The sequence below is a fragment of the Deltaproteobacteria bacterium IMCC39524 genome (assembly GCA_029667085.1).
Taxonomy (GTDB): Bacteria; Desulfobacterota; Desulfuromonadia; order Desulfuromonadales; family BM103; genus M0040.
Genome location: JARUHJ010000004.1, coordinates 146,339 through 161,030, shown reverse-complemented (window position 1 = coordinate 161,030; position 14,692 = coordinate 146,339). Strand labels below are relative to the sequence as shown.

General features: G+C 53.7%; 14 protein-coding genes. 8 read left to right on the top strand and 6 right to left on the bottom strand.

Features of this window, described 5'->3' with window-relative positions:
* Positions 1 to 90: 90 nt before the first annotated feature.
* The 3 genes from aroF to P9J64_11240 are packed head-to-tail and all read left to right on the top strand — an operon-like array spanning position 91 to position 2,418.
* Complete coding sequence (gene aroF / locus P9J64_11250) at positions 91 to 1,104, top strand: 3-deoxy-7-phosphoheptulonate synthase (GenBank protein ID MDG5468895.1); 1,014 nt, start codon at positions 91 to 93, stop codon at positions 1,102 to 1,104.
* Positions 1,105 to 1,117: 13 nt separating this feature from the next.
* Complete coding sequence (gene truA / locus P9J64_11245; GenBank protein ID MDG5468894.1) at positions 1,118 to 1,921, top strand: tRNA pseudouridine(38-40) synthase TruA; 804 nt, start codon at positions 1,118 to 1,120, stop codon at positions 1,919 to 1,921.
* Positions 1,918 to 2,418: an RNA methyltransferase gene (locus tag P9J64_11240; protein ID MDG5468893.1), complete on the top strand. Its 501-nt coding sequence runs from the start codon at positions 1,918 to 1,920 to the stop codon at positions 2,416 to 2,418. The genes truA and P9J64_11240 overlap by 4 nt, the downstream gene beginning before the upstream one ends.
* Positions 2,419 to 2,468: 50 nt before the next feature.
* Here P9J64_11240 and P9J64_11235 read toward each other — a convergent pair whose 3' ends face one another.
* The gene (locus tag P9J64_11235) at positions 2,469 to 3,305 is read right to left on the bottom strand and encodes a metallophosphoesterase (protein ID MDG5468892.1); all 837 of its coding nucleotides are present in this window, start codon (positions 3,303 to 3,305) and stop codon (positions 2,469 to 2,471) included.
* A gap of 145 nt (positions 3,306 to 3,450) precedes the next feature.
* Here P9J64_11235 and P9J64_11230 point away from each other — a divergent pair, with 145 nt between their 5' ends.
* The 4 genes from P9J64_11230 (at position 3,451) to P9J64_11215 (ending at position 8,797) form a co-directional block, all read left to right on the top strand.
* A complete protein-coding gene (locus P9J64_11230) occupies positions 3,451 to 4,647 on the top strand; it encodes an FprA family A-type flavoprotein (GenBank protein MDG5468891.1) in 1,197 nt (398 codons plus the stop codon).
* A gap of 84 nt (positions 4,648 to 4,731) precedes the next feature.
* Entirely contained in the window at positions 4,732 to 6,942 is a 2,211-nt protein-coding gene (priA, locus tag P9J64_11225) for a primosomal protein N' (GenBank protein MDG5468890.1), read from the top strand.
* A gap of 41 nt (positions 6,943 to 6,983) precedes the next feature.
* Complete coding sequence (locus P9J64_11220) at positions 6,984 to 8,153, top strand: murein transglycosylase A (GenBank protein ID MDG5468889.1); 1,170 nt, start codon at positions 6,984 to 6,986, stop codon at positions 8,151 to 8,153.
* Positions 8,154 to 8,242: 89 nt separating this feature from the next.
* Positions 8,243 to 8,797, top strand: coding sequence for a YqgE/AlgH family protein (locus P9J64_11215; protein MDG5468888.1), 555 nt, complete (start codon positions 8,243 to 8,245; stop codon positions 8,795 to 8,797).
* A gap of 9 nt (positions 8,798 to 8,806) precedes the next feature.
* Here the strand turns inward: P9J64_11215 and P9J64_11210 are convergent, their stop codons facing one another.
* The 5 genes from P9J64_11210 to P9J64_11190 all read right to left on the bottom strand — a co-directional run bounded on the left by P9J64_11210 (position 8,807) and on the right by P9J64_11190 (position 13,226).
* Positions 8,807 to 9,541: a PilZ domain-containing protein gene (locus P9J64_11210; GenBank protein ID MDG5468887.1), complete on the bottom strand. Its 735-nt coding sequence runs from the start codon at positions 9,539 to 9,541 to the stop codon at positions 8,807 to 8,809.
* A gap of 26 nt (positions 9,542 to 9,567) precedes the next feature.
* Entirely contained in the window at positions 9,568 to 10,092 is a 525-nt protein-coding gene (locus tag P9J64_11205) for a shikimate kinase (GenBank protein MDG5468886.1), read from the bottom strand.
* Positions 10,093 to 10,350: 258 nt separating this feature from the next.
* Complete coding sequence (locus P9J64_11200) at positions 10,351 to 11,343, bottom strand: NAD(P)H-quinone oxidoreductase (protein MDG5468885.1); 993 nt, start codon at positions 11,341 to 11,343, stop codon at positions 10,351 to 10,353.
* Between the two features lie 213 nt (positions 11,344 to 11,556).
* Positions 11,557 to 12,267: a response regulator transcription factor gene (locus tag P9J64_11195; protein MDG5468884.1), complete on the bottom strand. Its 711-nt coding sequence runs from the start codon at positions 12,265 to 12,267 to the stop codon at positions 11,557 to 11,559.
* The gene (locus tag P9J64_11190; GenBank protein ID MDG5468883.1) at positions 12,264 to 13,226 is read right to left on the bottom strand and encodes a HAMP domain-containing sensor histidine kinase; all 963 of its coding nucleotides are present in this window, start codon (positions 13,224 to 13,226) and stop codon (positions 12,264 to 12,266) included. The genes P9J64_11195 and P9J64_11190 overlap by 4 nt, the downstream gene beginning before the upstream one ends.
* Before the next feature lie 141 nt (positions 13,227 to 13,367).
* On the opposite strand from P9J64_11190, the gene P9J64_11185 reads away from it, so the two are divergent.
* Positions 13,368 to 14,441, top strand: coding sequence for a nitronate monooxygenase family protein (locus P9J64_11185; protein MDG5468882.1), 1,074 nt, complete (start codon positions 13,368 to 13,370; stop codon positions 14,439 to 14,441).
* Positions 14,442 to 14,692 lie beyond the last annotated feature (251 nt).

The following is a 14,692-nucleotide window of genomic DNA, read 5'->3' as shown; positions in this document are numbered from 1 at the left end:
TGAAATCCTGCCCTCGGCAAAGTACCCTGCGCTTTAGCATTAATCAGCTTTACCATGTTTATTCCTCCAACCGTTTAAGGAGCTTTTCTCATGTTGATCGTCATGCATCATTCTGCCACCGATGAACAGGTCCAGGCCGTTACAGACGCTGTTGCAGCTATGGGCCTGACCGCGGAGCCCATCCCCGGCAGCCTGCGTACCGCTATCGGTGTCCTCGGCAACCAGGGTTATGTGGATGATACGACGATTCGTGAACTCCCCGGTGTCCGCGAAGTTATTCATGTCAGTAAGCCCTATAAGCTGGTCTCCCGGGATTTTCATCCAGACGCCTCCATTGTTGAAGCCGGCGGCGTCAAGTTTGGTGACAACCAGCCACCCGTAATCATCGCCGGCCCCTGTACGGTGGAGAGCGAGGAACAGATGCTCGCTGCTGCCAGGCTTGTCAAAGAACATGGTGCACATATGCTACGTGGTGGTGCGTACAAACCGCGTACAGGACCTCACAGTTTTCAGGGCCTGGGTATTGAAGGGTTGAAGTACCTGCGCCAGGCGGGTGATGCTGAAGGTCTGCCGGTGATTACTGAGGTCATGCGCATTGAGCAGCTTGAAAACATCTGCCGCTATTCTGATGTTCTGCAGATCGGCGCCCGTAATATGCAGAATTTTGACCTGCTTAAGGAAGCGGGCAAGACCGGTCATCCGATCCTCCTTAAAAGAGGTATGAGTGCGACCATCGAGGAGTTTCTCTCCGCTGCCGAGTATATCCTCTCCGAAGGGAATCCGAACGTGATCCTCTGTGAGCGGGGTATTCGGACCTTTGAAAAAACCACACGTAACACGCTCGACTTAAGTGTCGTTCCTCTGATCCGTGAAATGAGTCATCTGCCGATCGTGGTTGATCCCAGCCATGCGACCGGGCGACGTGCTCTGGTTGGTCCGATGGCCAAAGCTGCAATAGTAGTCGGAGCTCACGGTATTATGGTCGAAGTTCATCCCGATCCGGACAAGGCCCTCTGTGATGGCGCCCAGAGCCTCGATGGTGATGGCTTTGGCGAATTGGTCGCAGAGCTCAACCGTCTGATGCATCTTCTGGAAGAGGTGTAGGTTTTATTCTTTTATGTCCACTTCAGCTCCGCAACTTTCTAACTACAAGTTGACCCTCGCCTACGACGGCCGAGCTTTCTTCGGCTGGCAGAGGCATGGTGACAAGCCAACTGTGCAGTTCGCCCTTGAACAGGCGGTGACGAAAGCTTTTGGTGTTCGTGTCGCGGTACAAGGGTCCGGTCGTACCGACCGCGGGACTCATGCTCACGGCCAGGTGGCGAGTCTCTCGCTTCCGGAAGACCTGCCGCCTGCACTTGTCCAGGAGAAGCTCAACCAGCTTTTGGCGCCCGAAGTTCGCATTCTTGATGTTCGGTGTGCTGTGAAAGATTTTCACGCCTGTGACTCAGCTATTGCCAAGCGCTATCGATATCTCATCTGGAATGATCGAAAACTGCCTGAACAGCACGATGGCAGGGTCTGGCACGTTAAAGAACCTCTTGATGTGCAGGCCATGATTGACGTCTGTTCCGTCTTTATCGGTGAACAGGATTTTGCCTCGTTCGCGACGCGGACAAACTTCAAGCAGAAGTCGACGCGGCGCACAGTTTTCGAGGCGGTGCTCAGCAACGATCTGCCCCTGCTCACTTTCGATATCTGTGCGGATGGATTTTTGTACAAGATGGTGCGCAACATTGTCCGTGCCGTCGTCAAGGTCGGCGAGGGACGCTACACGCGTGAGGATTTGTGTCGGATTCTCGATGCAGGCGATCGCCAGGCCGCTCCCGGGACAGCTCCGGCTTCTGGTCTTTACCTGGAACAGGTCTTTTATTCGCAGGATGAATTATCCGGTAACGTCAGTAAAAGAGTGCTTCTATGAACCAATTCGAACATCTGCGTCATAAGGAGGGCTCAGTTCTTAGCCGTCCTCGTGAACTGATCGTCGCCTGCGCCCCCATGCGCAGCAACGTCAACATCTCAAGCGTTGCCAGAACGGCAAGCGCCTGCGCCGTGGAGCGACTCGTCCTGACCGGCAATGCCAGCCTGATCTCAAAGATCGCCCGCGACGGCGCCGAAGAACTCGAGGTCTCGATTCATAGAAGCCTGGCCCCTGTACTGCAAAAATTGCGCAGCGACAGATACCGCCTGGTGGGCCTTGAACAGACCACCAACTCAACGAGCATACATAGCTATAACTTTTCGAGGCGTACTGTTCTGGTGGTTGGTAACGAGCGTACCGGCTTAACGCCGGAAATCCTGGAACTTCTGGATGATGTTGTCGAGATTCCGGTCTATGGCCTGCCTCACAGTTTTAATGCTGCTACCGCTGCCAGCATGGCTCTCTATGAGTACTGCCGTCAGTATCCCTCCGGATGATTTTCCTCGTTGCAACGCTGCCTGGACGTTGCCGGGTCTGAATCGAAACCTTAGCCGGTTAATTCAAAAAGCCCGATCTCCGGACGGCAGAAAAATCTTATCGGCAGGACGCTGGTGCCAACGCCGCGACTGACGTAGAGCGGTATGCGGTGCTGGCTGACCTGGTAGAATCCGGCGACAAAGCGGCCGGCGTAGCGTGGCAGGTAGAATGGTGGTAGGTAAGGCAGGCGAACCTGGCCGCCGTGAGTGTGACCACTTAGGATCAGGTTGATCTCCTTGTTGAGCTGTTCGTGGGCAAAGGCTGGCACATGGGACATGAGTAGATTAAAGCGTTTCGGGTCGACCTCTTTCTGAAGTTGTTCCAGATGATCCGTGGAAGACGGGTAGTCGAGGCCGAAGATCGACAGGGCATGGTCATTGATCTCCAGGTCCACTCGCTCATTGATCAATAATTTCACGCCGACCCCGGCAAAGTGCCTGCGCAGGTTCTCTCCTTCAAGCCGTGACCAGTATTCCCAGTTCCCTTGTACGGCGTAAATGCCATGGGTCGCTTTCAGACTTTTCATGAAACTGAGAACACCCCTGATGTTACGCTGTTCTTCAAGATAGTCTCCGGTGAGCACGATTACGTCAGGCTTCAGATCAGCCACCTGTTTGGTGACCTCTTCAAAGTAGCTGTTGAAATCGCTCAGGTGCAGATCGCTGATCTGCACGATGCGCACTTTTTCCCCCTGAGAAGAGGACTGCAGCAGGTGCCGTTCAATTTTCAGGGCTTGTGGCTCATACCAGAGGGAATCTGCCAGCAAAGCACCGCTGGCTCCGGCGAGCCCGAGGGAGAGGAACCGGCGCCTGCTCACTCCTTTTCGTTGGCGGGAAGAAAAGCTCATAAAAACCTGCCAGAAGTGCTTGGGCTATGGTTGCCAGAATAGCGCAGTTGTATTATCTTTAGAGTTCGCATTATTCAACATATCCCTATGATGGGTTTAGTTAATAATAAGGGATCATTTTTTAAAAAGAAAGGCGATAGACGTTATGGAGCATTACCAGGAGGTCACCAACAATGTTTTCTGGGTTGGTGTCAGGCACGCAGAGCTGCAGATTTTTGATGAGCTTTTCCCGACGCATAATGGCACGACCTACAATTCTTATGTTGTAAAAGGGAATGAGAAAACAGCCTTGATCGATACCGTCAAGGCCCCCTTTACGGAAGAATTTTTTGCCAAGATCGATGAGTGTGTCGGCCTCGACAATATCGACCTGGTGGTTGTCAACCATACAGAACCCGACCATTCCGGTGCCTTGACCAAGCTCCTTGAAAGGCGTCCGGATCTACCGGTTTACTGTTCGCGTCCTGCGCAGAATTTTCTCTCCCAATTGCTGAATGGGCCGTTCAACGCCCAGGTTGTCAGTGATGGCGATGAAATTGACCTTGGTGGGCGTACCCTGCGTTTTGTTCTGGCTCCTAATCTGCATTGGCCGGATACCATGTTCACCTACCTGGTTGAGGACGCCGTTCTGTTTCCTTGTGATGCCTTTGGTGCTCATTACTGCGCCAGCAAACTCTTTGATGATGAGATTCCGGACTTCTCCCAGGACTTTCATTTCTATTTCGACTGCATCATGCGCCCTTTCAAAGACAAGGTCCGGGCTGCCGTCAGCAAAGTCGACGAGCTGGAACTGAAAATGATCTGCCCCTCTCACGGCCCAATTCGCCGGATCGACCCGGCTGCTGTGGTCGATTCCTATCGCCGCTGGTCAGCCCTGCCGCCGGAACAACCCAATCCTCGCGCCCTAATGTTAACCATGTCCGCGCACGGTAATACTCACCGCATGGCTACAGAAATTCGTGAGGAGCTTGAGAAACAAAACTTCCATGTTGTTGAGCTGCGTATGTGTGAGCTGCGCGATAGTGACTTACGCGACGAACTGGAGTTGGCGGACCTCGTGCTGGTGGGGACTTCGACGATTAATCGCGACGCGCCACCACAGGCCTGGCACGCCATGTCACTATTCTCCCTGGTGACGCCCAAAGCAAAGATTGCTGCAGCTTTTGGCTCTTTCGGCTGGAGTGGTGAAGCGGTCAAGTTGGTTGAAGAGCGCTTGAAAGGGCTGCGCTTTAAAATGCCGGTGCCCGGCCTGACGCTGCGCTTCTCACCGACCGACGACAATCTCCGCGAATGCCGCGAGTTTGCCGGCCAGGTTGCCGCCCAGGTTGTGGGTGCGGAGTAGGAATATGTAACTCGCTTTAGCTTGGTGGGCAGGGTCAGATGGCCCTGCCCACTGTCTTTTTGCCTTCGGATATTCAGGCTTTTCGTGACTTCTATAACATCACTGGCACGAGCCGCAGAAATTGCAGTTGTTGCGCCTCTGGATAAAATTCTAAACTACGCAATCCCTGTCGGTTTGGCAGATGAGGTTGGTATTGGTAGTCGTGTTCGGGTTCCTCTTGGCCGCCGTCAAGTGGTTGGCTATGTCATGAACTGGGCAGAGCCAGGTGATGCAAAGTTGAAAGATATTCTCGAAGTCATCGATCCCCATCCCCTGTTTCACCAGAATCATGCTGCGTTTTACCTGCGTGCGGCGCGTTATTATGTTTATCCCCCCGGACAGGCGGTCAGAACTGCTCTGCCGGCTGGTCTCTCGGCTCTGGATAGCAAGCCGACTGTTTTGAGCGACAAGCTTTACCGGGCAACGGACCGGGATGAACAGCCGCAAGGTGCGCGACAGCGGGAAATTCTCGACTATGTCCGTACGAAGAACGAGTGCACTTTAAGCCAGCTGCGAGAAACTTTTTCTGCCCCTCATGCGGCTTTACAGCGTTTGGTGGAGCTGAAATTCCTGCAGTTCGAAGAGATTGAACGTTGCCGGGATCCGTTTGCTGAAATCGACGTTGTAGAACACTGCCCGGTTGAATTGAATGCGGCTCAACAGGTTGCTGTTACGGCAGTTCAGGCCGCCCTTGATGGGCCGTCGACGTTTGCCCCGTTTCTTCTTCACGGCGTCACAGGCAGCGGCAAAACCGAGGTTTACCTGAGGTCGATAGCCAAAGTCCTCGAAACAGGCCGACAGGCGTTGGTCCTGGTCCCTGAAATTGCCCTGACGCCGCAACTGGTGACTCGCTTTCGCAGCTGGTTTCAGAATCATGGAGTGCGTCTGGCCGTGCTCCACTCCGGCCTGTCTGATGGTGAACGCTATGATGCCTGGAGGCAGGTTGCAAGAGGTGATGTCGATGTTGTGATCGGTGCTCGTTCGGCGGTCTTTGCCCCGCTGCCTGAGTTGGGGCTGATCGTGGTCGATGAGGAGCATGATGGCAGCTACAAACAGTCGGAGGGCTTTCGTTACAATGCCCGAGACCTGGCATTGATGCGTGGCCAGATGGAGGAGGCCGTCGTCATCCTGGGTAGCGCCACGCCGGTTCTGACCTCCTATCAGCGCTCTCTGGGGGGGCACCTGACACACCTGGAGCTGCCCGAGAGGACTGCTGAAAGGCCCTTGCCGGAAGTCCATCTGGTCGATCTTTCGCAACATGAAGGAGAGAGCCAGCTGAGCGAGCCGTTGCAGAGTGCTATGGCGGAAGCTCTGGCTGCGGGTGAGCAGGTGCTCCTGCTGTTGAATCGTCGCGGTTATGCACCCTTTCTGCTTTGCCATGATTGCGGAGCAGTTCTGCGGTGCCCTAACTGTGATATCACCTTGACCTATTCACAGGTCCAGAGCTCTTTGCGTTGTCACTACTGTGATTTCCACATGAGACCGCCTGAGAGTTGTGACAGGTGCAGCGGAGTCCGCTTGCTCCCCGAAGGAATGGGCACGGAGCGTCTCGAAGAGGAGATCCGGGAGCTTTTCCCCGAGGCCAGGGTGGCGCGCATGGATCGTGACACCACCAGCCGCAAAGGAGCTCACCATCGGTTGATAGAGCAGATGTCGGCTAGAGAGATTGACGTTCTGATCGGTACTCAGATGATCGCCAAGGGCCATGATTTCCCGGCGGTCACCCTGGTTGGTGTCCTCAACGCCGACACCGCTCTGAACCTGCCAGATTTTCGCAGCGCCGAAAGGGTTTTCTCGCTCCTCAGCCAGGTTGCCGGGCGAGCCGGTCGCGGAGACCGTCCCGGGCGTGTCATGATCCAGACCTATGCCGTAGATAATTATGCGCTTGATTTTGTCGCCCGCCACGATTACCAGGGCTTTGCTGCCCTGGAGCTGTCGCAACGCCAGGTCCTGGCGTATCCACCCTTCGGATATCTGGTGAACCTGGTCTTGAGTGGCAATGACGAAACCAGGGTCAACCGTGCAGCGGAGCAGATTTCTGTTAACCTGACATCTGGTTCGAGTGACGCGGAAGTCCTTGGTCCAGCCCCATGTCTGTTGCCGCGTTTGCGCAACAAGCACCGGGTGCAGATTCTGCTCAAGGCAAAAGAGCGTGAGCCCTTGCGTCGTCAGATTGAGCAGTTACAGAGACTCAGAACACAACTCCCAGCCGGGGTTGTGTTGACCGTTGATGTCGATCCGGTCGATATGTTCTGATTGTGAGTTGCTGAACAAGAGTTTCAATGAGAGAAATATTTATGAATAAAATATATGTTCTGATTGTCTCCGGTCTATTGCTTCTTTCGTCCTGTGCGAAGCCACCGGAGCCGTCTCCGGTCGTTGAGGAACCGGTCATCGAAGAACCGGTCGTTGATAAAGGTGTACCCACTCTGCAGGTGGTCGACTGGACGGACGTTGTTGGCTGGCAGGAGGACAACCCGGGACTCGCTCTTGGTGCTTTGCTGGAAAGTTGTTCGGCGCTGCGCTGGCGTCCGCAGTGGCAGCCGGCCTGTGAGGAGGCCGCGGCTATGAAGCAGGCGTCCGAAGCGGAGGTCCGTGCCTTCTTTGAACGTAACTTTGAGCCTCATCAGGTCAGTAAACCGGACGGTACCACGGAAGGGTTGCTGACCGGCTACTATGTTCCGGATTTGCGGGGGAGTCGGGTGGCTTCAGCCGCTTACCCTTATCCGCTTTATCAACGTCCTAACGATCTGTTGACCATCGACTTGAGCGATGTCTACCCGGATTTAAGCAATTATCGCTTACGCGGCCGTCTTGATGGGCACAGGGTTGTCCCTTACTGGGATCGAAGCGAAATCGACAGCCAGAAACGACCTCTGGTCGATCAGGAACTTTTCTGGGTTGCTGACCCGGTCGAACTCTTCTTTCTGCAAATCCAGGGTTCAGGTCGGATTCTGTTTGATGATGGTGAACAGGTGATGGTCAATTATGCTGATCAGAACGGCCATCCTTACAAGTCGATCGGTAAATACCTGATCGATCGTGGTGCCATGCCTCGCAGCAAGATGTCGATGCAGAATATCAGGTTATGGGCAAGGAACAACCCGAGCGAAGTCGATAACCTCCTCAACCAGAATCCGAGCTATGTGTTCTTCAGGGCTTTGCCTGCTGATGTAAAGAGTCCGCCGGGAGCCCTTGGTGTGCCACTGACCCCTGGCCGGAGTCTTGCTGTTGATCGTCGTCACATACCCCTGGGAGCGCCGGTTTTCGTTGACACCTTCTGGCCGAACAGTGATAAGCCGCTGCGACGCCTGATGATGGCACAGGATACCGGGGGAGCTATAAAGGGCCAAGTCCGCGGAGATTTTTTCTGGGGTATGGGTTCACAGGCAGGCTCTCAGGCCGGTCGCATGAAACAAACAGTACGCTTCTGGGTTCTCTTGCCTCGAGAGGTGTCGGTTGATTAATGCTTCAATTTATAGGGGACAATACCATCGTGTTTAATAAAGGAAAGACTTCAATACTTTTGAAAAGATATTCCCTGCGCTGTTGTTGCTTGACGCTCCTTGTTCTGCTGGCAATGACCAATGTTTTGTATGCGACCACCCCGGAGAAGGGGATGTTTCTGGTTGCAGATGAGCAACTGAAGGACCCGCGTTTTCGTAACGGGGTCATCCTGTTGATCCAGCATAACCAGCAAGGTAGCGCAGGATTAGTCGTCAACAGGGGGAGTCGCCTGTCTCTGTCCACGATTCTTCCAAAAGATTCGAGTTTGACCGGGGATGGCGGAACACTCTCTTATGGTGGCCCGGTTGACCCGAATACCCTGCTTGCTTTGGTCAAGGTTCGCAAGCATCCACCGGAGCCTGCCGAAGAAGTTGTTGAAGGGCTTTATGTGACGGGGGTTGGAGTGCTTGATGAGTGGACGGATTTTTCAGCTGAGGTTGTCAGCTACCGGGCCTTTGTCGGTTACACCGGTTGGGCGGCGGGGCAGTTGGGCGCTGAAATTCAACGCGGTGACTGGTCTGTTCTGCAAGCCGATGCAGAGAGCGTTCTAACGGGTGATCAGGGGCAGCTCTGGAAACGTTTGCGAGAAGCTCTGCCGAAGTAAAGCCAGGCTTCAGCTCTCACCCTCTTCGCCGGTTTTGCCGAGTCGGTCCAGCAGTGCTTTTACCACTGTATCAATGCGTGCCTGGTCTTCTTCCAGAATGTTTAAAAAGCGCAGGCCAATCTGTTGCATATCGTTGGTATCGACATCGCAGATCCAAACGGCTTCGGCCAAAGCACAGATAATCCCTTTCTTGTCACCAATGGAGAGGTAGACCAGAACAAGATCTGATTGTTCGACAGGAGCCTTGAGGGGGAGCCTGATGCCGCCTCCGGCTAGGTTGATCAGGTTCTTTTTAAACTCGGTCAGCTCTGCAGCAGAGACCCCGTCCTTGATTTTCTTGAGATTCTCTTCCCAAAGTGAACGCATATCTGCCAGGTTGCCCGTATTCCTATGAATGCCTACCCAGGCATTCACATCCACGCGACGATAGATGCGTCTGGAGATGAATTCCAGGTTGCCCTCAAACTGCAGACGGATATCCTGACCACTGATGCGTTCAACAAAAGAGGCCACCAGTCGCAACCCCATGCCCATGTGGTCGGTCAGAACCTCAAACTGCATGCCCGGTTCAAAAGGGTAGGAGTCTGCGGCATCGCAGCCGTAGGGAAGGGCCAGGTCAAGCTGCATCGGTTTGCTGTGCATGGCGTAGCCGGTGATGGTATCCAGGGCGACTTGTCCCTCATCAGTGAAGATCCGCTTGATGAAGACTTTCTGCCCTTTATTAAAGTATTTTCCGTAAGACATAATTTAAATTCTGGTTCCTGGTTCCTCTATTCGTCTGTGCCGCCGCACACAGATGTCTCGATTTCAGCCGCGACTGCCTCTACCGTCATCCCGCCGCCGGGTATCGTCACCTCGGCGTACTTCTGGTAAAGAGGCAGGCGTTCCTTGTAAAGGTTCTCATAGGTTTCGTTCGGGCCGATGACCAGTCCCCGATTGTCCATGTCGTGGACCCTGCCGAGCAATTCTTCCAGAGGAATGTCGATAAATACCAGTTGACCGAGCGTCCTCAACCGGCCCATCGCCCGCTCACTGTACACCGCAGAACCGCCGGTAGCAACCACGCTGTGCGTTGTTGAGAGTTCTGTCAGGACCTGCTCTTCGATAGCTTTGAAGTTTTCCAGCCCCTCTCTGGCGATGAGTTGCTGCAAACGGCATTGTTGCTGACTCTGGAGCAGCAGGTCTGTGTCGACGAAGTTGTAGCCGAGCCGCTTGGCCAGCAGCACACCTACGGTGCTCTTGCCGGCTCCTGGCATGCCGATCAGAATGATGTTCAGTGCGCAATCAATTTGCATGCAACAAAAGTTGCCTGATTATTGACTCGGGGTCAACTGTAGAATGTTTGTTTGTTACTGAATTGGTCTCTTTAATGTGCCATGAGTCATTACTCGCGAATACCAAGAGACCGAAACAATCTAGAGAGCAGTTCAAGCCGAAGAGACGTTTTGGTGATGTGGCCAAGATCCAAGCCTCAAAAACAAAAGAGCGCCGCACCCTTGTTCAGGGTTGCGGCGCTCTTTTGTTTTGGCGTCTGATCTTGTCGTCTTTAGACGTTAGTCTTCTGCGATCTTCAGCACGATTTTGCCGAAATGTTTATCTTCTTCCATCATCCGGTGCGCTTCTACGACTTCATCGATGGTAAATACTTTTTCAATAATCGGTACGATGGTGCGGTCGGCGAACTTGGGCATCGCACGTCGGGTGAACTCGGCAACAATTTCGGCTTTCTCAGGGACTGGACGGGAGCGAAGGACCGAGCCAATAATCTGTTGGCGCTTGACCATCATCAAGGCGAGGTTGAGTTCAGCCTTGATGCCGCTGATCACACCGATGCTGACCATTTTCCCCTTGTAGCCGAGGGATTTCATGTTCGGACCGAGGTATTTGGCGCCGACGTGGTCGAGGATCAGGTCAACCCCCTTCTTATTGGTGTATTCCTTGACGATTCCTGTGAAGTCGGGATTCTCCAGGTAGTTGATGACCAGGTCTGCGCCGAGCTCACTGACCCGATCCATTTTCGATGGATGAGCGGTGACAATCAACTTGCTGCTCGGAGTGAGGGCTTTGCTGAGCTGGATGGCCGCAGTGTTGACGCCACCGCCACCGCCGTGGAGGATGGCGGTCTGGCCGTCCTGGAAGTCGCCGATCATAAAGACATTGAGGAATGCCGTGATGTAGGATTCGCAGACGCAGGCGGCTTCTTCGAAACTCATGCTTTCGGGGATACGCATCAGGTGACTGGCGTAGGCTACGGCATATTCTGCATAGCTGCCGCCGCCCACCAGGCTGATAACCCGCTCGCCTACTTGCCAGCCTTCTACGCCCGGACCAATTGCTTCGATTGTTCCAGAAACTTCGAGACCGAGGATTTCCGAATCGCCGGGAGGGGGTGGGTAGTTCCCTGCACGTTGGACCAGATCGGGGCGGTTTATTGATGTGGCAACGACCTTGACCAGAACTTCACCTTGTTTAGGTGAAGGTTTCTCGGTTTCGCCAACTTTGAGAACTTCAAGGCCACCGAATTCATCCATCAAAACAGCTTTCATTATAGTTTCCTCCTCAATTTAAAGGTTATGACTTGATCGATGGTTATGTCAGAAGCAGAGCAGAACTTTAACGCAAAGACGCGAAGGGTTCAAGCATGTCGCAAAGGGGAAATCTGACATGTCATTGAGGTCTAAGCCAGATCAGGGTTAAGCTTTAGCGCTTAAGTCTTTCTTTGCGTCTCGATATTATTCTTTGCGCCTTTGCGTTAAAAACTACCCGTGCTCAGGTTTTCGCACAAACCGATACCCTCGTCCGCGTACCGTGAGGAAATGCTTCGGATTGGCCGGGTCCTCTTCGAAGTACTTGCGGATGCGGACAATGAAATTGTCGAGCGTGCGGGTTTCCGTGTCTTCAGCCATGCCCCAGACTGATTTTAACAAGGTCGCCCGGGTCAGGGTTTCCCCTTCATTGCTGAAAAATATAGCCAACATGCGACCTTCGAGCTCGGTAATCCTGATCTTGCCTTTTGTGGTTTCTGCCGCCAGATTGTTCAGGTCGATGAGGTTGTTGCCGAACTGGTAGCCTTCTGTTTTTATCTGTGAGGGCTGATACCATGCTGAACGGCGTAACATGCCACGAATGCGCAAAAGGAATTCATCGAGGCTAAACGGCTTGGTGAGATAGTCGTCGGCCCCTTCTTTCAGCCCGCTGACTCGATCCTGCTCTTCACCCAGGGCTGTAAGCATAAGGATCGGCAGCTTTGGCTGGGTTTTGCGCATCTCTCTGCAGAGGTCAAAACCATGACTGTCCGGAAGCATCAAGTCGAGAACCACCAGGTCGAAAGACTGGCGACCGAAGGCGTCCATTGCAGCGGCGCCCGTTTCGGTATGAGTGATCAGAAAACCTTCAAGCTCAAGGTTGAAGATGATGCCCTGGGCGATGTGTTTTTCGTCTTCGACGAGGAGGATGTGTGGTTTTTTCATGAGGCCTCTGTTGTCGACGCTGATCCTGTGAGGGGGAGGGTGATCCTGAAGGTTGTCCCCTGGCCCTGGCCTTGACTTTCAACTTTGACCTGGCCGTGATGGCGCAGGATGTTGGCATGTACGATGAAAAGTCCGAGGCCGGTGCCGCGGATATTTTCGTTTTTGCGACGCACGCGATAGAAAATGTTGAAGATTTTCTTCTGGTCGTTAAGTTCGATACCGCGGCCGTGGTCGGTAAAGACAAGATAACAGTGATTCTGGTCGCTGCTCAAAGAGATCATGATTTCCGGAGACTGGTCGGAATAGAGGACCGCGTTTTCCAGGAGGTTGCGTAAAACGGTTTCCATCGCGTCCTGGTCTATTGCGGCGAAAATTCCAGGCTTGATGTCGAGCGATAACTTGCCGGCTTTGGGCAGGGTAAATTGACGATCCCGGAAATACTTCTCGACAAAGGCACTGAAGTCGATTGATTGGAGTTCGAGCCGCCAATGCTTCTGACCGACCCGGTTAGCCGACAGCAAGTTGTCGATCAGTCCGTTGAGTCGGTTCGCATCGCTCAGCATGGTCTCTACAAAGGGAGCCATCTGCTCAGGTGAGGGTTGGTGGCGACGCACTGTTTCCAGGTGCAGTTGCAGCGAGGCCAGCGGTGATTTGAGTTCGTGGGTCACCTGGGAGATAAACTGGCGTTGCTCGCGAACCAGGGAGGATTGTTTGCGCCAGTACAGGAAGATGACGTAAACGCCGACCAGTATGGAAACCAGCAGCAGCAACCCCTCTGTCAGGATCAACCAGTCAGGGCCACCAACCAGAAGCTCTGGGCTGTATTTTTCGGCCAGTGCTCTCAGCTTGCGGTGATTACCGAGAAACCAGTTAAGCCAGACAATCACTGCAAGCACCCAGGCGACCTGGATGCCGATGAAAGCCATGAGCGGATTAAATATACGTTTCAGCCAGTTCATAGGCCCATCTTTACCATTACAGGCGCTGTGCGACAAGTGGAAGTGCAGAAAGTTTTTACAGAATTATTACAAAGCGCCCAATGAACCTTTGTTAAATTGAGGAGTGATTAAGCCACTTATTACGGAGTTTAAGGAGCGAATATGCGCATCGGTAAACATGAAGTCACTTATCCCCTGATTCAGGGCGGCATGGCCGTGCGTGTTTCAGGGCACCGCCTGGCTGGCCATGTTGCTCGTTGTGGCGGCGTCGGTCTTGTGGCGTCTGCCGGTATCGCCCTGAACGATCCCCAGTACACCGGTGACAATTACTTCGCCATAGAGCCTCAGTCTCTCAAGGATGAGCTGGCAAAGGCTTACGCGATTGCCCCTGATGGTGTGATCGGTACCAACTGCATGGTCGCTGTAACCGACTATGCTGCACTGGTCAAGGCTTCTTGTGAAGGCGGTGCCAAGCTGATTGTCAGCGGTGCCGGATTACCGATGAACCTGCCGGAGTTAACCGCTGAATGGCCTGATGTTGCTCTGGTGCCGATTGTTTCTTCAATCAAGGCCGCCGAATTGATCGCCCGAAAATGGCACAAAGCTTACGGCCGCCTCCCCGATGCCGTGGTCGTAGAAGATCCCGATACGGCCGGTGGCCACCTTGGTGAAAAGCTGGAAAAAATTGGCACCGGCGGGTACGACCAGTACGCGACGGTTCGTGGAGTTAAAGAGTATTTCCGTAACAAGTGGAACCTCGATATCCCGATTATTGCTGCCGGCGGTGTCTGGGATCACGAAGATTTCCAGTATGCTATGGAGCAGGGCGCCGATGGCGTTCAGATGGGGACCCGCTTTGTCTGCACCGAAGAATGTGATGCCGATGATGCGTTCAAACAGGCGTACCTGGATTGCAGCAAGGAAGATATCGGCCTGCTCATGAGTCCGGCAGGCTTGCCGGGAAGAGCCCTGATTCGTAATGTCGAAGCGATTCGCGAACGTGACCTGGTGATGACACCTACCTGTCCGACCGGCTGCCTGCGTAAGTGCGCATATAAGTCTTCGGGGGAGCGCTTCTGCATCGTGCATGCTCTTGACCGCGCCCAGCGCGGGGACACAGAAACCGGGTTGGTCTTTTGTGGCACCAACGCCTGGAAGGCAACGAAGATCGAAACCGTGGCCGGAATCTTTGCTGAGTTTTTTCACGGAGAGGCGACACAGGCGGCGAGTCGTTAAGTATTGTCCCCATAATCCTTTCAGAGAGGCAGCCTTCGGGCTGCCTTTTTTATCGTTTTCGGTTGTTTGGCTTTAATCAATCGTTGAGTCCAGTCCCCCGCAGCTTGCTGTGGGGGCGTTCATTTTTAGAAAGTCCATAATCACTTGTCATCGCGGTTTGTCTTGTTGTAAAATGTCTTCTTGTGGTTCGGGGTAGCCCCGAACCGCATTCTTTTCTCTGAAAAAACAAGTATCTTTAAGGAGTTGCCGAT